General features: G+C 68.5%; 18 protein-coding genes and 1 pseudogene. 14 read left to right on the forward strand and 5 right to left on the reverse strand.

Annotation, left to right across the window (positions count from 1 at the left end; genetic code table 11):
• The first annotated feature begins 99 nt into the window (after positions 1–99).
• Entirely contained in the window at positions 100–2,646 is a 2,547-nt protein-coding gene (clpB, locus tag ACAG21_RS00225) for an ATP-dependent chaperone ClpB (protein ID WP_370494058.1), read from the forward strand.
• 42 nt (positions 2,647–2,688) lie between these two features.
• Here the strand turns inward: clpB and ACAG21_RS00230 are convergent, their stop codons facing one another.
• Complete coding sequence (locus ACAG21_RS00230; RefSeq protein ID WP_370494059.1) at positions 2,689–3,501, reverse strand: enoyl-CoA hydratase/isomerase family protein; 813 nt, start codon at positions 3,499–3,501, stop codon at positions 2,689–2,691.
• A gap of 201 nt (positions 3,502–3,702) precedes the next feature.
• Here ACAG21_RS00230 and ttfA point away from each other — a divergent pair, with 201 nt between their 5' ends.
• The 4 genes from ttfA to ACAG21_RS00250 are packed head-to-tail and all read left to right on the forward strand — an operon-like array spanning position 3,703 to position 6,676.
• Positions 3,703–4,551, forward strand: a complete 849-nt coding sequence (gene ttfA, locus ACAG21_RS00235; RefSeq protein ID WP_370494060.1) for a trehalose monomycolate transport factor TtfA — start codon at positions 3,703–3,705, stop codon at positions 4,549–4,551.
• An 18-nt stretch (positions 4,552–4,569) separates the two neighbouring features.
• Complete coding sequence (gene pyrE / locus ACAG21_RS00240; protein WP_096284212.1) at positions 4,570–5,103, forward strand: orotate phosphoribosyltransferase; 534 nt, start codon at positions 4,570–4,572, stop codon at positions 5,101–5,103.
• A gap of 12 nt (positions 5,104–5,115) precedes the next feature.
• Positions 5,116–6,015 carry a hypothetical protein gene (locus ACAG21_RS00245; protein ID WP_370494061.1) on the forward strand — a complete coding sequence of 300 codons (900 nt, stop codon included), beginning with the start codon at positions 5,116–5,118 and terminating at the stop codon, positions 6,013–6,015.
• Between the two features lie 7 nt (positions 6,016–6,022).
• On the forward strand, positions 6,023–6,676 hold the full coding sequence (locus tag ACAG21_RS00250) for a TrmH family RNA methyltransferase (protein ID WP_370494062.1): 654 nt from the start codon (positions 6,023–6,025) through the stop codon (positions 6,674–6,676).
• Between the two features lie 133 nt (positions 6,677–6,809).
• On the opposite strand, the gene ACAG21_RS00255 is transcribed toward ACAG21_RS00250, so the two are convergent.
• Positions 6,810–7,775 (reverse strand): LysR family transcriptional regulator, encoded by a 966-nt coding sequence (locus tag ACAG21_RS00255; protein WP_370494063.1) that lies wholly within the window; start codon positions 7,773–7,775, stop codon positions 6,810–6,812.
• 24 nt (positions 7,776–7,799) lie between these two features.
• Here ACAG21_RS00255 and ACAG21_RS00260 point away from each other — a divergent pair, with 24 nt between their 5' ends.
• The 8 genes and pseudogenes from ACAG21_RS00260 (at position 7,800) to ACAG21_RS00295 (ending at position 16,508) form a co-directional block, all read left to right on the forward strand.
• Positions 7,800–8,969: an XdhC family protein gene (locus ACAG21_RS00260; RefSeq protein ID WP_370494064.1), complete on the forward strand. Its 1,170-nt coding sequence runs from the start codon at positions 7,800–7,802 to the stop codon at positions 8,967–8,969.
• A 66-nt stretch (positions 8,970–9,035) separates the two neighbouring features.
• The gene (locus ACAG21_RS00265) at positions 9,036–9,914 is read left to right on the forward strand and encodes a xanthine dehydrogenase family protein subunit M (protein WP_370494065.1); all 879 of its coding nucleotides are present in this window, start codon (positions 9,036–9,038) and stop codon (positions 9,912–9,914) included.
• 59 nt (positions 9,915–9,973) lie between these two features.
• A complete protein-coding gene (locus ACAG21_RS00270) occupies positions 9,974–10,453 on the forward strand; it encodes a (2Fe-2S)-binding protein (protein ID WP_370494066.1) in 480 nt (159 codons plus the stop codon).
• Complete coding sequence (locus ACAG21_RS00275; RefSeq protein WP_370494067.1) at positions 10,450–12,849, forward strand: aerobic carbon-monoxide dehydrogenase large subunit; 2,400 nt, start codon at positions 10,450–10,452, stop codon at positions 12,847–12,849. The genes ACAG21_RS00270 and ACAG21_RS00275 overlap by 4 nt, the downstream gene beginning before the upstream one ends.
• A 2-nt stretch (positions 12,850–12,851) precedes the next feature.
• Positions 12,852–13,550, forward strand: a pseudogene (locus ACAG21_RS00280) (XdhC family protein); the annotation flags it as partial.
• A gap of 176 nt (positions 13,551–13,726) precedes the next feature.
• Positions 13,727–14,605 carry an AAA family ATPase gene (locus ACAG21_RS00285; RefSeq protein WP_370494068.1) on the forward strand — a complete coding sequence of 293 codons (879 nt, stop codon included), beginning with the start codon at positions 13,727–13,729 and terminating at the stop codon, positions 14,603–14,605.
• 13 nt (positions 14,606–14,618) lie between these two features.
• Positions 14,619–15,311, forward strand: a complete 693-nt coding sequence (locus tag ACAG21_RS00290; RefSeq protein ID WP_370494069.1) for an SRPBCC family protein — start codon at positions 14,619–14,621, stop codon at positions 15,309–15,311.
• A 6-nt stretch (positions 15,312–15,317) separates the two neighbouring features.
• Positions 15,318–16,508, forward strand: a complete 1,191-nt coding sequence (locus tag ACAG21_RS00295) for a VWA domain-containing protein (RefSeq protein ID WP_370494070.1) — start codon at positions 15,318–15,320, stop codon at positions 16,506–16,508.
• 13 nt (positions 16,509–16,521) lie between these two features.
• Here ACAG21_RS00295 and ACAG21_RS00300 read toward each other — a convergent pair whose 3' ends face one another.
• Positions 16,522–17,403 (reverse strand): SDR family oxidoreductase, encoded by an 882-nt coding sequence (locus tag ACAG21_RS00300; protein ID WP_370494071.1) that lies wholly within the window; start codon positions 17,401–17,403, stop codon positions 16,522–16,524.
• An 86-nt stretch (positions 17,404–17,489) separates the two neighbouring features.
• On the opposite strand from ACAG21_RS00300, the gene ACAG21_RS00305 reads away from it, so the two are divergent.
• On the forward strand, positions 17,490–18,062 hold the full coding sequence (locus ACAG21_RS00305) for a TetR/AcrR family transcriptional regulator (RefSeq protein ID WP_370494072.1): 573 nt from the start codon (positions 17,490–17,492) through the stop codon (positions 18,060–18,062).
• On the opposite strand, the gene eutC is transcribed toward ACAG21_RS00305, so the two are convergent.
• Together eutC and ACAG21_RS00315 are read right to left on the reverse strand one after the other, a co-directional pair.
• A complete protein-coding gene (eutC, locus tag ACAG21_RS00310) occupies positions 18,033–18,773 on the reverse strand; it encodes an ethanolamine ammonia-lyase subunit EutC (RefSeq protein ID WP_370494073.1) in 741 nt (246 codons plus the stop codon). The genes ACAG21_RS00305 and eutC overlap by 30 nt on opposite strands.
• On the reverse strand, positions 18,773–20,179 hold the full coding sequence (locus ACAG21_RS00315) for an ethanolamine ammonia-lyase subunit EutB (protein ID WP_370494523.1): 1,407 nt from the start codon (positions 20,177–20,179) through the stop codon (positions 18,773–18,775). Before ACAG21_RS00315 ends, eutC begins: the two co-directional genes overlap by 1 nt.
• Positions 20,180–20,275: the final 96 nt, after the last annotated feature.

Below are 20,275 nucleotides of genomic sequence, written 5' to 3' on the forward strand. Positions count from 1 at the left end.
CTTCGAGCAGAAAAATTCTAAACTTGAGCGGAACAGACTCAACCTTGACGGCGTTGAACAACGCGACAAGCATTTTCCCTATACCCGAACGGAGGTGTCGTGGACTCTTTCAACCCGACCACCAAGACGCAAGCGGCTCTGACGTCAGCGTTACAGGCGGCCAGCGCCGCCGGTAACCCCGAGATCAGGCCGGCTCATCTGCTGTTGGCGCTGCTGACACAGAACGATGGGATCGCCTCGCCGCTGCTGGAAGCTGTCGGTGTCGAGCCCGCGACCATCCGCGCCGAAGCCGAAAAACTTCTGCAACGGCTGCCTCAGGCCAGCGGATCGAGCTCGCAACCGCAACTATCCCGCGAATCCCTCGCGGCGATCACCACCGCCCAGCAGCTGGCCACCGAGATGGACGACGAATACGTCTCCACCGAACACCTGATGGTGGGCCTGGCCACCGGCGACTCTGACGTCGCCAAGCTGCTCACCGGGCACGGCGCGTCTCCGCAGGCGTTGCGCGAGGCGTTCGTCAAGGTCCGCGGCAGCGCCCGGGTCACCAGCGCCGATCCCGAGTCGACGTATCAGGCGCTGGAGAAGTACTCCACCGACCTGACCGCCCGCGCGCGCGAAGGCAAGCTCGATCCGGTGATCGGGCGCGACAACGAGATTCGCCGCGTCGTGCAGGTGCTGTCGCGGCGCACCAAGAACAACCCGGTGCTGATCGGTGAGCCCGGCGTCGGTAAGACCGCGATCGTCGAGGGCCTGGCCCAGCGCATCGTCGCGGGCGACGTGCCGGACAGCCTGCGCGACAAGACTGTCGTCAGCCTGGACCTGGGCTCGATGGTGGCCGGCGCGAAGTACCGCGGCGAGTTCGAGGAGCGGCTCAAGGCCGTGCTCGACGACATCAAAAACTCCGCCGGACAGATCATCACGTTCATCGACGAGCTGCACACGATCGTCGGCGCCGGTGCGTCCGGTGAAGGCGCGATGGATGCCGGCAACATGATCAAGCCGATGCTGGCCCGGGGCGAATTGCGGCTGGTGGGCGCCACCACGCTCGACGAGTACCGCAAGTACATCGAGAAGGACGCCGCGCTGGAGCGCCGGTTCCAGCAGGTGCTGGTCGGCGAGCCGTCGGTGGAGGACACGGTCGGTATCCTGCGCGGCCTGAAGGACCGCTACGAGGTGCACCACGGTGTGCGGATCACCGACTCCGCGCTGGTGGCCGCGGCCACGCTGTCGGACCGCTACATCACCGCTCGTTTCCTGCCGGACAAGGCCATCGACCTCGTCGACGAGGCCGCTTCCCGGTTGAAGATGGAGATCGACTCGCGGCCCGTCGAGATCGACGAGGTCGAGCGCCTGGTGCGCCGTCTCGAGATCGAGGAGATGGCGTTGGCCAAGGAGGAGGACGAGGCGTCCAAGGAGCGGCTGGAGAAGCTGCGCGCCGAGCTGGCCGACCAGAAGGAGAAGCTGGCCGAGCTGACCACCCGGTGGCAGAACGAGAAGAGTGCCATCGACATCGTCCGCGACCTCAAGGAGCAGCTCGAAACGTTGCGCGGGGAGTCCGAGCGCGCCGAGCGCGACGGCGACCTGGCCAAGGCGGCCGAGCTGCGCTACGGGCGCATCCCCGAGGTGGAGAAGAAGCTCGACGCCGCGCTGCCACACGCCGAGGCCCGCGAGAACGTGATGCTCAAGGAGGAGGTCGGACCCGACGACATCGCCGATGTGGTGTCGGCGTGGACGGGCATCCCGGCCGGCCGGATGCTGGAAGGCGAGACCGCCAAGCTGCTGCGGATGGAAGACGAGCTGGGCAAGCGCGTCATCGGGCAGAAGGCGGCGGTGACCGCGGTGTCCGACGCCGTGCGCCGCTCCCGCGCCGGGGTCGCCGACCCCAACCGGCCGACGGGTTCGTTCATGTTCTTGGGCCCGACCGGCGTCGGTAAGACCGAGCTGGCCAAGGCGCTGGCGGAGTTCCTGTTCGATGACGAACGGGCGATGGTTCGCATCGACATGAGCGAATACGGCGAGAAGCACTCGGTGGCTCGCCTGGTCGGTGCCCCGCCCGGGTACATCGGCTACGACCAGGGCGGTCAGCTGACCGAGGCGGTGCGGCGGCGCCCGTACACGGTGATCCTGTTCGACGAGATCGAAAAGGCGCACCCCGACGTGTTCGACGTGCTGCTGCAGGTGCTCGACGAGGGCCGGCTGACCGACGGGCAGGGCCGCACGGTCGACTTCCGCAACACCATCCTGATCCTGACGTCCAACCTCGGGTCCGGCGGCAGCGAGGAGCAGGTGATGGCCGCGGTGCGCTCGGCGTTCAAGCCGGAGTTCATCAACCGGCTCGACGACGTGATCATCTTCCACGGCCTCGAACCCGGCGAGCTGGTCTCGATCGTCGACATCCAGCTGGCCCAGTTGCAGAAGCGGCTGGCGCAGCGCCGCCTCACCCTGGAGGTGTCGCTGCCGGCCAAGCAGTGGCTCGCCCAGCGCGGGTTCGACCCGGTGTACGGCGCCCGGCCGCTGCGCCGGTTGGTGCAGCAGGCCATCGGCGACCAGCTGGCCAAGTTGTTGCTGGCCGGTGACGTGCACGACGGCGACACCGTTCCGGTCAACGTCAGCCCGGACGGCGACGGCCTGATCCTCGGCTGATCCCCCTTGGCGCCGAACGTGCTCTCACGGCGCGTGTTCCCACTAGCGGCGCCGGTCGCCCAGCTCGAAGTCACGGGTCTGGGCGCCGGCGTCGATTACTGCCTGGAGCAGTTCGCGGGCCTTCGGCTGTGCGAGGGTTTCGCGGAACAGCTGATCCTCGATGCGCAGCCCGGTCGGCAGGTCTGTGGTGGCGGCGTCGACCGCACGCTTGGCGTTGGCGATGGCGACCGCGTGCGACGACGCGATGCGGGCGGCGAGCTTGTCGACGAATCGCCGCAGCTTGTCGGCCGGCAGCGCGCGGTTGACATATCCCCAGGCCTCGGCGGTCTCGGCGTCGATGTCCAGGCAGCCGAGGATGACTTCCAGGGCGCGCGCCCGGCCCACCAGCCGGGGCAGCCGCTGGGTGCCGCCACCGCCCGGGATGATGCCGACCGCCAACTCGGGATGACCCAGGACCGTCGCGCCGATCGCGGCGAATCGCATGTCGAAGGCCATCGCGAACTCGCAGCCACCGCCGCGGCAGACGCCCTCGATGACCGCGATCGTGGCCTGGGGCAGGGTCCGGATCCGCTCCGTCATGGCGTGAAACGGCGTCAGCTCGTCGTGCAGCCCGACATCGTCAGCGGGCAGGTCAAGGATCAGCCCGACGTCGGCGTGGGCAATGAAGATCTCCGGGTCGGCCGAGTCGACGATCAGCACACGCACCGCGTCGTCGGCCGCGACCTCGCGGGCCAGTCGGTCGAACTCGTTCAGCAGCGGCACGTCCAGCAGATTGATCGGGGGGTTGTCGATCGTCGCCCGGCAAACGCCGTCGGCCGCGGCGACGCGAATCAGCTGGTAGCCCTGGTAGCCCATGGCCGAACCCTACGGGGACAGGACGGCGAAATCCTCCCGTATCCCGCGTCGGCTTTGCCATTGGCCGTGGCGCCGCAACGCTCGACCTGCGCCCCCACGCTGAACACGAGGTTCTCCTCGTCGAGGTCCTGGCAAACCTTAATGTGGTTGTGACCAGGTCGCATTCTCGGTTCGGGCGGGGTAGCAGATACGCTACTTAGGATGGTCCCCCTTTGGTTCACGCTCTCCGCGCTGTGCTTCGTCGGCGCGGTGGTGTTGCTGTATGTCGACGTCGACCGTCGGCGGGGGCGCAGCAGGCGCCGCAAGTCGTGGGCGCGCTCGCACGGTTTCGACTACGAGCGCGAATCGACCGACATCCTCAAGCGCTGGAAGCGCGGCGTGATGTCGACGGTGGGAGATGTTTCCGCCCACAACGTCGTGCTGGGACAGATCCGCGGCGAAGCGGTGTACATCTTCGATCTCGAGGAAGTCGCCACGGTGATCGCGCTGCATCGCAAGGTGGGCACCAACGTGGTCGTCGACCTGCGGCTCAAAGGACTGAAAGAACCGCGCGAGAGCGACATCTGGCTGCTGGGCGCGATCGGCCCGCGGATGGTGTACTCGACGAACTTGGACGCGGCCCGGCGGGCCTGCGACCGGCGCATGGTCACCTTCGCGCACACCGCGCCGGACTGCGCCGAGATCATGTGGAACGAGCAGAACTGGACGCTGGTCGCGATGCCGGTGTCCAGCACGCGCACCCAGTGGGACGAGGGTCTGCGCACGGTGCGTCAGTTCAACGATCTGCTGCGCGTATTGCCGCCGGTGCCTGCCGAGAGCGACGAGCCGGCCGGACTGCGCAGCGCGGCACCGAGTCGCCCGCTGGCGCCCGCCGGACGGGCGGAATTGCCGCCGCGGCGTTCGGCCCAGGATGTTTCCGGGTTGCTGGGAGACACCGCGCGCCGTGCCCCGGAGCCGACCCGCCATGACGAGGGCCGTACCGAAGCCATCCGGCGCCCCCCGTCGTCGACCGGGCGTAACGGCCAGCAGGCCAGCAACTTCCAGCGCTGAAAGCTATTGCGCCGCAATATGTCTGACCGCGACGAACTAGCCGAGCTGGTGCGTCAATTATCGGTGGTGCACGGCCGGGTAACGCTGTCGTCGGGCAAAGAGGCCGACTACTACGTCGACCTGCGCCGGGCCACGCTGCACCACCGGGCCTCCGCCCTGATCGGGGTGCTGATGCGCGAACTCACCGCCGACTGGGATTACTCGGTCGTCGGCGGGCTGACGCTGGGCGCCGATCCGGTCGCGACCGCCATCATGCATGCGCCCGGACGCCCGATCGACGCGTTCGTGGTGCGTAAGTCCGCGAAAGCCCATGGCCTGCAACGGCTTATCGAGGGCTCGGAGGTCTCCGGCCGACGGGTGCTGGTCGTCGAGGACACCAGCACCACCGGTGGGTCGGCGCTGACGGCGGTGCATGCCGTGCAGGACGCGGGAGCCGAAGTCGTCGGCGTGGCCACCGTGGTGGACCGCGCCACCGGTGCCGCGGAGGCCATCCAGGCCGAGGGCCTGCTCTATCGCAGCGTGCTGGGCCTGGCCGATCTGGGGTTGGGCTAGGGCTTCGTCGCTGTGCGCCGGTTTCTTGCGATAGCAATCTGTGCGGCCACCTGCCTGACAGGCTGCTCGGGGTCCAACCACGCCGTGGCGCCGTACGGAGCGCAGGGCGCGCGGCTGGGTGAATCGCTGGCGCTGCTGGGCTGGAACATGTCGGTGTCGAACCTGCGCTGGGACGGCGACTACGTGTTGGTCGACGTCGATGCCTCACCCGCCGATCCCAAGGCGCCGCACGCCAAACCGGAGGACATCCGGTTCGGGCTCTACGGCGCGCTCGCCCACCCGATGGAAGCCGCCGGGCTGGGCAGCTGCGACAAAGCGATGGCCACCGCGAACGACATCCGGACGCCGCTGTCGGCGCCCCCCGGCCGGCTGACCGGCGCGGTGTGTTTGGGCCCCTTGACGGACCGCAGCCAGGTGCGCGGCGTGTACAGCTATTCGGAGCGGGACCGGATCGCCGACACCTCCGCGGCCTACCCCGCGGCGTTTCCGGTGGGGCTGATGCCGACCAACGTCAACGACACCGGCCTGGTCGTCAAGACCACCAGCCTGTCGGCCTGGCACGGCGACGGTAAACCGGTGACCAACGCGCAACTCGGCGATCCAGGAGCCTTCACCGGCGCCGGTTACATGCTGCTCGGGCTGGAGGCCGAGGCCGTCGCGGCCCGATACCGCGACGACTCCGCCCGCCGCGGCGGCCCGATGATGCTGCTCGCCTCGCCGACCGTTCCCGGCAGCGGCCTGAACCCGGCGTGTGCCGTGTACGGGTCGTCGGTGCTGATCTTGCCCGACGCTTCGCTGGACGCGGTGCGCGTATCGGCGTCGTTGTGCACCCAGGGCGAAATCAACCAGGCGTTGCTGTATGCGACGGTCGCGATCGTCGGCACCCATGCCGGGGTGTGGACGTCGCGATGAGCCAGCGATGAGCGAGTCCGGGCCGGGACCCACCGAATGGGCGGTACCACCCGCGGCCGGCGTCGGGCCCTGGGCAGGCGAGCTTCCCGACGACCCACGGTATGACCCAATTCTGTTGCGCGACGGTGACACTCGCAATGTCGTCGACGCCTACCGATATTGGACCCGGGAGGCGATCATCGCCGACATCGACCAGCGCCGGCACCCGCTGCACATCGCGATCGAAAACTTCGGCCACGACGCGAACATCGGTTCGGTGGTGCGCACCGCCAATGCGTTCGCGGTCGACACCGTGCACATCGTCGGGCGGCGCCGCTGGAATCGCCGCGGCGCCATGGTGACCGATCGCTATCAACGGCTGTGCCATCACGACAGCACGGCCGAGTTGCTGGATTTCGCGACGGCCGCCGGGCTGGCCGTCGTCGCGGTGGACAACGTGCCGGGCGCCGCACGCCTGGAGGAAGTCGCACTGCCGCGCGAATGTCTGCTGGTGTTCGGTCAGGAGGGGCCGGGCATCACCGACGACACCCGCCTCGGTGCGGCGGTCACCGTGTCGATCGCCCAGTTCGGCTCGACGCGCAGCATCAACGCCGGCGTCGCCGCCGGGATCGCGATGCACGCCTGGATCCGCCAGCACGGAGACCTCAACCGCGCCTGGTGATCTCCCGTCTGCCGCGTCGAGTGTGCGCTCAGGGTGTCGAGTGTGCGCTCAGGGCGCCGTCACGCCGATAGGGGCCGCCCTGGACGCACACTCAAAGCCGTCAGCGCACACTCGAGCCGGCGAAGAGCCGCCGTCAGCTCCACAGCGTGACGTGCACCTTCGGGCGAAACCTCGTCACCCCGACACCGGAGCCGCGAATCATCGCCTGGATGCACCGCGGCGTGGTGATGAAGCGGACCAGCTCCGACACCGCGGGCTGACGCGCCGCGGGCGCGAGCGTTGTCGCACACCACTCACCCGACCGGTCCAGACCCGGGCCGTTCACGTGCACCAGTCTGCCCGCGGCGAGGTCCTTGGCGACCGCGAAACCGATCGTCAACGCGACACCGCCGACCCGCTGCACCTCCTCGAGCGCCGCCGCGTCGCTCTGGAAGATCCGCTGCTGTGACTCCGGAATTGCCAAGCCGCGCAGCATGTTTGCGATTTGGCCGTCCACGCTGCCCGCCGACGGCCCGAGCATCCACTGCTGCTGGCGAAGCAGCCCCGGCGCCGGATTGCCCGCGGCCAGTGGACTATTCGGTGCGACGACGGTGATGATCTGATATTTGAGGAAGGGCCGCACGAAGATCGACTCGTCAGGCGGCGATGAGTTCTCACTGTCCGGACCGATCGCGATGTCGACGGCGCGTGACGCGATCAGCTCACGGAAACGGCTCGTCGGATGCACACTCAACTCCACCGACAGGTCGTCGGCCCGCGACGAGAACAACTCGATCAGGCCCGGCGCGGCGTGTTCGGCGAACGCCGTCGACGCCGCGATGCGCAGCAGCCGGCGCCCGTGTGCCGCCTCGGTGACCTCGATCGCGGTTTGCTGCTGCAGGCCCAGGATTTCGACCGCGCGGCTGGCCAGCCGTAGCCCGCCGGGCGTGAACGCCAGCCCCGCACCGGTTCTGGTGAACAACGGGTCGTCGAGTTCCTTGCGCAGCGCCGCGACATGCATCGAGATCCCGGCGTCGGAAACGCCCAGTTCCGCGGCGGCGGCTCGCACCGAGCCCAACCGAACCACCGCCGAATAGGCCCGAAGTTGAGCCGGAGTCATGGTTGTGAGCCTACTTTGGGATTTGTGCGAGACGTGCTTGCCGAGTTGATGAAGATTTGGCGCGCTGGTGGCACCGCTGGTGTGGGAACCGTGGTGCGCACCTTCCGCTCGGCGCCGCGGCTGCCCGGAGCCTCGATGGTGGTCGGGCCGGACGGCTCGGTGAGCGGGTCGGTGTCGGGCGGATGCGTGGAAGGCGCTGTCTACCAAGCGGCCACGGAGGTGACCCAGACCGGGACGCCACGGCTTGAGCGCTACGGGGTCAGTGACGGCGACGCCTTCGCGGTGGGCCTGACATGCGGCGGCGTCATCGACATCTTCGTCGAGGCGGTGTCGCAGGCAACCTTTCCCGAACTAGAGACGCTCTCCGAGGACGTCGAGGCGCAGCGCCCGGTCGCGGTCGCGGTCGTCATCGCCCATCCCGATCCGCAGCGGATCGGCCGGCGCCTCGTCATCCGTCGTGACTCGGAGGCGGGATCGCTGGGATCGGCGCGCGCCGACGCGGCGGTCGCCGACGACGCGCGTGGACTGCTCGCGGTGGGCCGCAGCGAGGTGCTCAAATACGGTCCCGACGGGCAACGGCTCGGCGAGGGCATGGAGGTCTTCGTCTCCAGCTACGCCCCGCGGCCGCGAATGCTCGTCTTCGGCGCTATCGACTTCGCCGCCGCCCTCGCCCAGCAAGGTGCCTTCCTCGGCTACCGGGTCACGGTGTGCGACGCGCGGTCGCTGTTCGCTACCCGCGCGCGTTTCCCGGCGGCCGAGCATGTCGTCGTCGACTGGCCGCACCGCTATCTGGCCGCCCAGTCCGAGGCGGGCGCCGTCGACGAAAGCACCGTGATCTGCGTGCTCACCCACGATGCGAAGTTCGACGTCCCCGTGCTCGAGGTGGCGCTGCGGCTGCCGCGGGTCGGCTACATCGGGGCGATGGGCTCGCGCCGCACCCACGACGACCGGATGCAGCGGTTGCGGGCGGCCGGGCTGAGCGACGCCGAGCTGAGCCGGCTGGCCAGCCCGATCGGGCTGGACCTGGGCGCTCGAACGCCGGAGGAGACCGCGGTCTCGATCGCGGCCGACATCATCGCCAGACGATGGGGCGGCGGCGGTTTGCCACTGGCCCAGCTGGGCGGCCGGATTCACCACGGCGCGCCAGAGCAGCAGGTCGCGGGCGAATTCGAGGCGACTTCAACGATCCCTTAACTCGCTATTGACGCCCCTGTCAGAGCAGCCGACACTTGGGTTCCCCTTCCAAGTGAGGTGCGTCACATGCAGGTACCCGGGCCCTTCGAATACGAACGCGCAACCAGTGTCGACCACGCCATCGGATTACTGGATCGGTTGGGGGAGGGGGCGCGAGTGGTCGCCGGCGGGCACAGCCTGCTGCCGATGATGAAACTGCGCATCGCCAACCCCGAATACCTCGTCGACATCAACGACCTGGCGCTCGAACTCGGCTACGTGATCACCGATCCGACCCTGGTCCGCATCGGCGCCATGACCCGTCATCGCGAGCTGCTGGATTCCGATCCGCTGGCCGCCGTATGCCCGATCTTCCGCGACGCCGAACGCGTGATCGCCGACCCGGTGGTGCGCAATCGCGGCACCCTCGGCGGCTCGCTGTGCCAGGCGGATCCGGCCGAGGATCTGTCGACCGTGTGCGAGGCGCTGGACGCGGTGTGCCTGGCCCGTGGGCCGTCGGGTGAACGCGAAATACCGATCGACGACTTCATCGTCGGCCCGTACGAAACCGCACTCGCCTTCAACGAGATGCTCGTCGAGGTACGAATCCCGCTGCGGCACAATACCTCCAGCGCATACGCGAAAGTCGAACGGCGCGTTGGTGATTGGGCTGTCGCGGCAGCGGGCGCGGCGCTCACCCTCGACGGTGACTCCATCGCCGGCGCGCGGCTGGGCCTGACCGCGGTCAACGCCGACCGCAGCGCGCTGGCCGACGTCGCGGCCGGGCTGGCCGGGCGGCCGGCCACCGACGAGGTGTTCGCCGATGCGGGACAGCGGGCCGCGCAGGCCTGCGACCCGGTGACCGATGTGCGCGGCACCGCCGAGTACAAGCGCCATCTGGCCGCCGAACTGACCACTCGCACCTTGCGCACCGCCGCTCAGCGAGTACGTGCAGGAGGGAATTAAGGCGATCGCAAGCGCGGCGGAGCCGGGTGCAGCGGGTCGCCGACAGAAAGGAATTAGCCATGCAGGTGAATATGACCGTCAACGGCGAGCAGGTGAGCGCCGACGTCGAACCCCGGATGCTGCTCGTGCACTTCCTGCGAGACCACTTGCGGCTCACCGGAACTCACTGGGGTTGCGACACCAGCAACTGCGGAACCTGCGTGGTCGACGTCGACGGCGTGCCGGTGAAATCCTGCACGATGCTGGCCGTGATGGCCTCGGGCCACAGCGTGCGCACCGTCGAGGGCCTGGCAACCAATGGCCAGCTGGACCCGGTGCAGGAAGGCTTCATGCGCTGCCACGGCCTGCAATGCGGCTTCTGCACGCCGGGCATGATGATCACTGCCCGCGCCCTGCTGGACCGCGACCCGAACCCCGACGAAGAGACCATCCGTGAGGCGATTTCGGGGCAGATCTGCCGCTGCACCGGATACACCACGATCGTGCGCTCTATCCAATGGGCCGCGTCGCACTCAGCTCCCGTGGAGGCCGGCTCGTGACCACGATCGAATCTCGCCCGCCGTCACCGGAAGACCTGGCCGACAACGACCAAAAGCCCTGCGGCTACGGCCGGATGATGCGCAAGGAAGATCCCCGATTCATCCGGGGCCACGGCAACTACGTCGACGACGTCGTGTTGCCGGGCATGCTGCACCTGGCGATCCTGCGCTCGCCGTACGCGCACGCGCGCATCGTCAGCATCGATGTGACTGCAGCCCTTGCCCATCCGAAGGTCAAGGCGGTGGTCACCGGTGCCGACCTGGCCGAGAAGGGTCTGGCCTGGATGCCGACGCTGTCCAACGACGTGCAGGCGGTGCTGGCCACCGACAAGGTGCGCTTCCAGGGGCAGGAGGTGGCGTTCGTCGTTGCCGAGGACCGTTATTCGGCACGCGACGCGCTGGAGCTCATCGACGTCGAGTACGACCCGCTCGATCCCGTGGTCGACGTGCGCACCGCGCTCGATCCGTCCGCGGCGGTGATCCGCACCGATCTGGAAGGCAAGACCGACAACCACTGCTTCGACTGGGAGACGGGCGACGCGGCCGCCACCGAAGCCGTGTTCGCCAAGGCCGACGTGGTGGTCAAGCAGGAGATCGTCTACCCCCGGGTACACCCGGCACCGATGGAAACCTGCGGTGCGGTAGCCGATTTGGACCCGATCACCGGAAAGCTGAGGCTGTGGTCCACCAGCCAGGCGCCGCACGCACACCGCACGCTGTATGCGTTGGTCGCCGGGTTGCCCGAGCACAAGATCCAGGTGATCTCGCCCGACATCGGCGGGGGGTTCGGCAACAAGGTGCCGATCTATCCCGGCTACGTGTGCGCGATCGTCGGTTCGCTGCTGCTGGGCAAGCCGGTCAAATGGATGGAGGACCGCAGCGAGAACCTCACCTCGACGGGCTTCGCGCGCGACTACATCATGGTCGGCGAGATCGCGGCCACCAACGAGGGAAAGATCCTGGCGATCCGCTCCACCGTGCTGGCCGACCACGGCGCCTTCAACGGCACGGCGGCCCCGGTGAAGTACCCGGCGGGCTTTTTCGGGGTGTTCACCGGCAGCTACGACATTGAAGCCGCCTATTGCCACATGACCGCGGTGTACACCAACAAGGCCCCCGGCGGCGTCGCCTACGCGTGTTCGTTCCGGATCACCGAGGCGGTGTATTTCGTTGAGCGGCTGGTGGATTGCCTGGCTTTCGACCTGAAGATGGACCCCGCCGAGCTGCGGCTGCGAAACCTGTTGCGGCCCGAACAGTTCCCGTACCGGAGCAAAACCGGCTGGGTGTACGACTCCGGTGACTACGAGACCACGATGCGCAAGGCCATGGACATGATCGGCTACGACGCGCTGCGGGCCGAGCAGAAGGCCAAGCGTGAGCGCGGCGAGCTGATGGGCATCGGCATGTCCTTCTTCACCGAGGCCGTCGGCGCCGGCCCGCGCAAGGATATGGACATCCTCGGCCTCGGCATGGCCGACGGCTGCGAGCTGCGGGTGCACCCCACCGGCAAAGCGGTGGTGCGGCTTTCGGTGCAGACCCAGGGCCAGGGCCACGAGACGACGTTCGCCCAGATCGTCGCTGAGGAGCTGGGAATTCCGCCGGACGACATCGACGTGGTGCACGGCGACACCGACCAGACTCCGTTCGGGCTGGGCACTTACGGCAGCCGCTCCACGCCGGTGTCCGGCGCGGCCGCCGCCCTGGTGGCCCGCAAGGTCCGCGACAAGGCGAAGATCATCGCGTCGGGCATGCTCGAGGTGTCGGTCGCCGACTTGGAGTGGGAGAAAGGCAAATTCCACGTCAAGGGCGACCCGTCGGCAGCGGTCACGATTCAGGACATCGCGATGCGCGCACACGGCGCCGGCGATTTGCCCGAGGGCATCGAGGGTGGGCTGGACGCGCAGATCTGCTACAACCCGGAGAACCTGACCTACCCCTACGGCGCCTATTTCTGTGTGGTGGACATCGATCCGGGCACCGCGGTGGTCAAGGTGCGGCGCTTCCTCGCCGTCGATGACTGCGGTACCCAGATCAACCCGATGATCATCGAGGGCCAGGTCCACGGCGGCATCGTCGACGGCATCGGGATGGCCCTGATGGAGATGATCGCCTTCGACGAGGAAGGCAACTGCCTGGGCGGATCGCTGATGGACTACCTGATCCCGACCGCGGTCGAGGTACCGCATCTGGAGACCGGACACACCGTGACGCCGTCGCCGCATCACCCGATCGGTGCGAAGGGCATCGGCGAATCGGCGACGGTCGGTTCACCGCCCGCGGTGGTCAACGCGGTGGTGGATGCGTTGGCGCCGTTCGGGGTTCGCCACGCCGACATGCCACTGACACCGTCGCGGGTCTGGGAGGCCATGCAAGGCCGCGCCAAACCACCCATTTAGCCATGACAACGATCAGCGAGCGGGCTCAGGAATTGTTGGCGGCGCGGACGCCGTTCGTGCATGCCACGGTGGTGCGTGCCCAGTCGCCCACATCGGCGTATCCGGGTGACGAGGCAATCCTGTTGGCGGATGGAACAATTGAGGGGTTCGTCGGCGGGCAGTGCGCGCAGAATTCGGTGCGCAAAGCTGCGCTGGGTGTGTTGCAGGCAGGCGAGAGTGTGCTGCTGCGCGTGCTGCCCGACGGCGATGTGCATTTTCCCGAGGCCGCCGGCGCCTGCGTGGTGGTCAACCCGTGCCTGTCGGGCGGGTCGCTGGAAATCTTCCTGACGCCGCAGCTGCCGGCTCCGCTGATCCGGATCTACGGCGCCACCCCGATCGCCGATGCGCTGATCGACGTGTGTGGGGTGCTCGGCTACGACGCGCGTCGCGACACCGATCTGTCCGACACCGCCGCGGTGGTGATCGCCAGCCACGGCGGACCGGAGGCCGAAATCATCCGTGCCGCACTGGATAACGGAGTCGGTTATATCGGGCTGGTGGCCAGCAAGGTCCGCGGCGAGTCGATCCTCAATGATCTCGAACTCTCCGAGGCGCAGCGGGCTCGTATCCATACCCCGGTCGGACTGCGGATCGGCGCCAAGACCCCCGCGGAGATCGCGGTGTCGATCGCGGCCGAACTGATCGCCGCCGTGCGCGACGGCAGCCTCACCCGGCTGACCGTCCCGGCGACCGGCGCACCGGCCGGGGCCGTCGATCCGGTCTGCGGCATGACGGTGCCGATCGGCCCCGGTACCGCGCACCTGGAGCTGGAGGGCACCGACTACTGGTTCTGCTGCCCGGGATGCCGATCGGCTTTCGCCGCCGGCAAGGATGCCCAGTGACGTTCGCCAGCCCCGACGACGTGGTGCGCCAGTTCGACGCCCAGGACTATCTGCTCGACACCGGTACCGCGGCGGCGATCTATTTGGCCATCACTCTCGGACGGCCGCTGCTGCTCGAGGGTGAGCCCGGCGTCGGCAAGACCACAGCCGCGAAAACGCTTGCGGCGGTGCTGAATACCCCTCTGGTGCGGCTGCAGTGCTACGAAGGTCTGACCGCGCACGAGGCGCTCTACGACTGGAACTACCAACGCCAGCTGCTGTCCATCCGGCTGGCCGAGGCCCGTGGTACCGGTCTCGATGAGTCCGATCTCTACACCGAGACCTATCTGGTGGACCGGCCCATCCTGCAGTGTGTGCGCCACCGCGGGCCGACGCCCCCCGTGCTGCTGATCGACGAAATCGACCGTGCCGACGACGAATTCGAGGCGCTGCTGCTCGAGTTCCTCGGCGAGTCCGCGGTGACTGTGCCCGAACTCGGAACCTTTGTGGCCGAGCGCCCGCCGATCGCGGTGCTGACCTCCAACCGCAGCCGCGATTTGCACGACGCGCTGCGCCGGCGCTGCCTATACCACTGGATCGACTACCCCGAGCCGGCCCGGGCCGCCGCGATCGTGCGGCGCACGGTGCCCGGCGCCGACGCACCGTTGATCGAACGGGCCACCCAGTTCGTCGGCAGCACACGCGATCTCGACCTGGACAAGCCACCCGGGGTGGCCGAGACCATCGACTGGGTCGCCGCCCTGGTGTCGCTGGGCGTCGCGGACCTCGTCGACGATTCCGCCGTCATGAGCCTGGGGGCACTGGCCAAGACACCCGACGACCGTACGCTGATTCGCGACGCCTACCACGCCTTTACCGAATACAGCCGCACCTGAGAGGACCCGCAGCATGAAGATCGCCAACCAGTTCACCGTCAGCGCGCCCATCGACCGGGCCTGGGATGTGCTGTGCGACCTGGAACAGGTGATCCCGCTGATGCCGGGCGCTCAGCTGGTCGGCCATGAGGGTGAGGACTACCTCGGCAAGGTCAAGGTCAAAGTCGGGCCGGTCACCAGCGAATTCAGCGGCAAGGTGCGCTTCGTCGAACAGGACCGCGAGCAGTATCGCGCGGTCATCGACGGCAAGGGCAAGGAAGCCCGCGGCACCGGCAACGCGGCCGCGACCGTCACCGCTCAGCTGCAGGCGGACGGTGAGACGACCAGCGTCACCGTCGACACCGACCTGAAGATCGTCGGCAAGCTGGCTCAATTCGGCAGCGGCATGCTGCAGCAGGTGTCGGAGAAACTGTTGGGCCAGTTCGTGGAATCGCTGGAAGCCAAGTTGGCCGCCGAGAAGAACGGCGCCGCGGCGCCCGCCGAGACCAACGGTGCCGCGGCAGCAGCCGAGCCGACGTCGGAGGAGTCGATTCCGGCCTGGCCGGCCAATCCGGTCCCGGGAACGCAACAGGCTCCCGCCGCCGAGCCCGAGCCGATCGACCTGCTGCAGTTGGCCGGTGGCGACCAGCTCAAGAAGTACGCCGTCCCGGCGCTGGCCGCGCTCGCCGCGCTGGTGCTCATCTGGGTGCTGCTGCGGCGGCGTTAGCGACTCGTGGACACCCCCTTGCTGCTGCGGGGCGTCGACCGGGCCGCCCTCGCCACGGCGCTGGTTGCCCGGCTGCGCAGTGGCGGGGTGTCCGTCTCCGCCAGCGGTCCGGCGAGTTTTGTGCAGGCGCTGCGAAAGCTGTTACCGGACAACACATCCGCGTTGTACTGGACAGCGCGGCTGACGCTGGTCAACCGGATGGAGGACCTGGGCGCCTTCGACGAGGTCTTCGCGGCGGTGTTCGGCGCGGTCGAACTCGACGGCACCGCCGGCCCTGATTCGCCGCTGCCGTTGCCGGGGGCCAAGACTCCGGCCGCCGGCCCGGTGCGACCGGGCGGCAGCGGGTCCGGGGCGACCGAAAAACTGCCGTGGGTGACGCGGGGTATCGCCGCGGCGCACGACTCGGCGAGTGCGAGCCTGCTGCTGCCCGACGTGCTGCCCGGCCGGATCGCCGCCCTGGCCGACGAGTCGTTCGACCGTTTCGACCCCGAAGATCTTCGCCTGCTTGGCATTTGGCTGGAAGAAACCGTCGCGCGCTGGCCGCGCCGCCGCAGCCTGCGATTAGAGCCCAGCCCGGCCGGTAAGCGGATCGACCTGCGGGCCACCATGAACGCATCGCGGGCCACCGGCTGGGAAGCGATGGTGCTGGCGCGAACCCGCCCGCGCCGCCGGCCGCGGCGCGTCGTCCTGCTCTGCGACGTCAGCCGTTCGATGCAGCCGTACGCCGCGGTGTATCTGCATTTGATGCGAGCGGTGTTGCGCCAGCAGGGCACTCGGCCCGAGGTGTTCGCGTTCTCGACGTCGCTGACCCGGCTCACCTCGGTGCTGTCGCACCGATCGGCCGAGGTGGCGCTGCAGCGGGCCAACGCCAAGGTCGTTGACCGTTACGGCGGCACGTTCATCGGCCGCAGTGTGGCCGGCCTGCTCGCGCCGCCACACGGCAACGCGCTGCGCGGCGCGGTGGTGATCATCGCCTCCGACGGCTGGGACAGCGATCCGCCCGACGCGCTGGAGCACGCGATGGCACGGCTACGTCGCCGCGCCGAACTGCTGGTCTGGCTCAATCCGCGTGCGGCACAACGGGAATTCCAACCGCTCGCCGGGTCGATGGCGGCCGCCCTGCCGTACTGCGATTTGTTCCTGCCCGCGAACTCGCTGACCGGCCTCCGCGACCTATTGCAGGCGCTGGCGGGTTGAGGCGAGCCCGTCATTACTCGGGATAGTCGCCGACTTCCAAGTCTTCGAGCAGGCTCGGATGTGTTGGCTTCCAGGCGAACCGCTGTTGCGTCAGGGCGCTCGACGACGGCTGGTCGACGCCGAACATCGCGCCCAGCGGACCGAAGTGCTCGGCCGGGGCGGATTCGACGGGCACGCCAAGCCGGCGGCCGATCACTTCGGCGATCGCCCGCATCGGGTCGCCTTCGTCGCCCACTGCGTGCAGCACCGAGCCGGGCGGTGCTTCTTCGAGGGCAAGCCGGAACAGCGCCGCGGCATCGTCGCGATGCACCGCGGGCCAGCGTTGCGTGCCATCGCCGACGTAGGCCGATACGCCGGTGTGGCGGGCGGCCTGGATCAGCAGGCTGGAAAAGCCATAGCGCCCGCCGGCGTCGTGCACCGACCGAGGCAACCGCACGACAGCGGATCGAACCCCGTGTTGCGCGAGATCGATGACGGCCTGGCCGGTACGGCCGCGTCCGGCTACCGGGCCCTCGACATTGAACGGGTCTTCTTCGGTGCTCACCCGCCCGGGCACCGCCGGGGTTCCGTTCGCGAGCACCAGCGGCTTGCCGGTGCCGATCAGCGCCTCACCCAACGCGGCGGTCGCGCGGGCTTCGTCGCCGACCGCGTCCCCGACGGCGCTGAAGTCGTGCGAGAACGCCAAATAGACAACGCCGTCGGTGTCACGGGCCGCCTGCTGTAAGACGGCGAGGTCGGTGATGTCCCCGCGCAGCGGCTCGGCGCCGAGTGCGCTGATGGTCGCGGCCGAGGCGTCGGATCGGGCCAGGCCGACGACGTGATGACCGGCGGCGATCAGTTCTGAGACGACGGCTGAGCCGATTCCTCCGCTGGCGCCGGTGACGAATACACGCACGAGCAGCTCCATTCATGTGATGCGACTATGGTCCCATCACCATACAGCAGTGATGGGACAACAGTCGCATCACTAAGGTGGTGGTCATGGCTCGTTGGCAACCCGACGCGCGCGAACGCTTGGTCGCGGCGGCACTGGACCTGTTCAACGAACGCGGATACGACCAGACGACCGTCGCGGAGATCGCCGAGCGTGCGGGCCTGACGAAGAGCACCTTCTTTCGGCACTTCCCCGACAAGCGTGATGTGCTGGCAGCCGGCCAGGACGTCATCGCCCAACTGCTGCGCGAGGGCATCGCCGCGGCGCCCGCCGACGCGACACCGCTGACTGTGGTGTGCTGCGGTTTGAAGTCGGCAGCGGCGGCGTTCACGTCGTTCAACAAGGAACTCGCTCCCCGGCTCAAGGCCGCGATCGCGGCCAGCGCTGAGCTTCAGGAACGTAACGCGCTCAAGCAAATTGGGCTGGCCCTCGCGATGGCCGAGGCGCTGCAATCTCGTGGCTTCTCCGAATCGACCGCGGTGTTGGCCGCCGAACTCGGCGCCCTGGCATTCAAGAAAGCCTATGCTCGTTGGGCCGAGCCCGGCGAAGACCTCGACCTGGGCGTCATCGCGTGCGCAGAGCTACACGAGTTACACTCCGCCGCAACCGATCTCAGCTGAGCCAAACCGGTCTTTGAGCGCGATACCGGACCGGCCCAGCGTTCGCGCCCCGGCGACCAGCGCGGCGGCGACGGCCGCTGCCGTGCGGTAGTCGAGGCCGTCGGGCGGATGGATGTTCGAGATGCAATTGCGGTCCGCGTCGGCGCGCCCCGGCGCCGGTCGATGCGTCAGGTAGATGCCCAAGCTGTCGGCGACCGACAGCCCCGGGCGTTCGCCGATCAGCACCAAAACCGTTGCTACACCGAGGGCGTGGCCGATGTGGTCACCGAGCGCGACGCGCGCCTGGGTGGCGATCACCGGCGGCGCGATGCGATAGCGGCCGTCGAATGCGCGGACCAACGCATCGACCATGTCCGCGGCGTGGTCGGTCAGGGCCCGTGGCGACAACCCGTCGGCAAGTACAAACCCGATGTCCGCGTTGGTCTTTGGCAGGCCGGACAGGTCCACGGGGAGTCGACCGAGATCGGGCCGGCGCAGGTACTCGCCGCGTGAGGTCGCTTGGCTGCGCACCCGCAACGGCTGGCAAACGCCGATGCCGTGCAGCTGGTTGGTCAGGTCGCCGACGTCGAGTGGTTCGTGGACGGCGTCGCGCGCCGCGGCGTGCGCGGCCTGGAACTCCAGCACCCGCCGGGTCGGTAGCGAGTTTCCGGCCCGCCCGAGCCCGATGCGCGCCTGCGTGGTGGCCCGCAGCGGCGCCCAGAGGTCGCTCATCAGCCGGCCGCCAGGGCGCGCAGCGGCGAGGCCGAGAGGTCGACGGGAAGAATCCGGCCCTCGGCGTCGGCCATGCCCAGGCTGGCCAGCCAGGCTTCGAATTCGGGTGCGGGCCTCAGCCCCAACGCTTTTCGGACATAGAGTGCGTCGTGAAACGACAGGCTCTGATAGCCGAGCATGATGTCGTCGGCGCCGGGAACGGCGATCACGAAAGCGGTACCCGCCGCACCGAGCAGCGTCAGCAGCGTGTCCATGTCGTCCTGATCGGCCTCGGTGTGGTTGGTGTAGCAGACGTCGACGCCCATCGGCAGGCCGAGCAGCTTCCCGCAGAAGTTGTCTTCCAGTCCGGCGCGAATGATTTGCTTTCCGTCGTACAGGTATTCGGGCCCGATGAAGCCGACCACGGTGTCGATCAACAGCGGCTGCAGTGCCCGGGCCACCGCGTAGGAACGCGCCTCGAGCGTCTGCTGATCGACCGGCTTGCCGTCCACCCCGAGATGCGCCCCGGCCGACAGCGCCGAACCCTGTCCCGTCTCCAAGTACATGACGTTGTCCCCGACAGTGCCGCGGCGCAGCGACCGGGCGGCCTCGTCGGCCTCGGTCAACATCGCGATCGAGGTGCCGAAGCCGGCGTTGGCGCCCTCGGTCCCGGCGATCGACTGGAAGACCAGGTCGACGGGTGCGCCTTGCTCGATCAGTTCCATCGTGGTCGTCACGTGGCACAGCACGCACGACTGCACGGGGATGGCGAATCGCTGGCGAATGTCGTCCAGCAGGTGCAGCAGGTCCGACGCCGCGCGCGGCGAGTCGGTGGCGGGGTTGATGCCGATCACCGCGTCGCCGCAGCCCATCAGCAGGCCGTCGAGCAGTGCCGCGGCGATCCCGCGCGGGTCGTCGGTGGGGTGATTCGGCTGCAGCCGGGTGGCCAGCGTGCCGGGCAGTCCGATCGTGGTCCGAAAGGCGGCGGTCGCCGTCGCGGCGGCGGCCGCCAGGATCAAGTCCTGGTTGCGCATGATCTTCGACACCGCGGCCAGCATCTCGGGAGTGAGCCCGGCCGAGACGGCGGAGATCCGCGCGGCACTGTCGTCGCGCGACGCCGCGTCCAGCAGCCAGTCGCGCAAGCCACCGACGGTCAGGTGCGCGATCGGGCCGAACGCCTCGCGATCGTGTGTGTCGATGATGAGCCGGGTGACCTCGTCGGTCTCATACGGCACGACCACGTCGTGCAGAAACGTCGCCAGCGGTATGTCCGCCAGCACCCACGCCGCCGCGGCCCGTTCGGCGTCGGAATCGGCGGCGCAACCGGCCAGCTGGTCACCGGAACGCAGCGGCGTGGCCTTCGCCAGCACATCGACCAGGCCCGCGAAGGAATACGTGGTCCCCGAGATGGTCTGCCGGTAGCGCATATTCAACAGTAAGACACCTTGGGTTCAGCAGCAGGTCAACGTCGCCGTGCGTCCGGGGCGTGGAGTGTGCGATGGCGGCGGCGACACGCCGAGCCG

The organism is Mycobacterium sp. pR1184 (assembly GCF_041287235.1).
In the GTDB taxonomy this organism is placed as follows: Bacteria; Actinomycetota; Actinomycetes; order Mycobacteriales; family Mycobacteriaceae; genus Mycobacterium.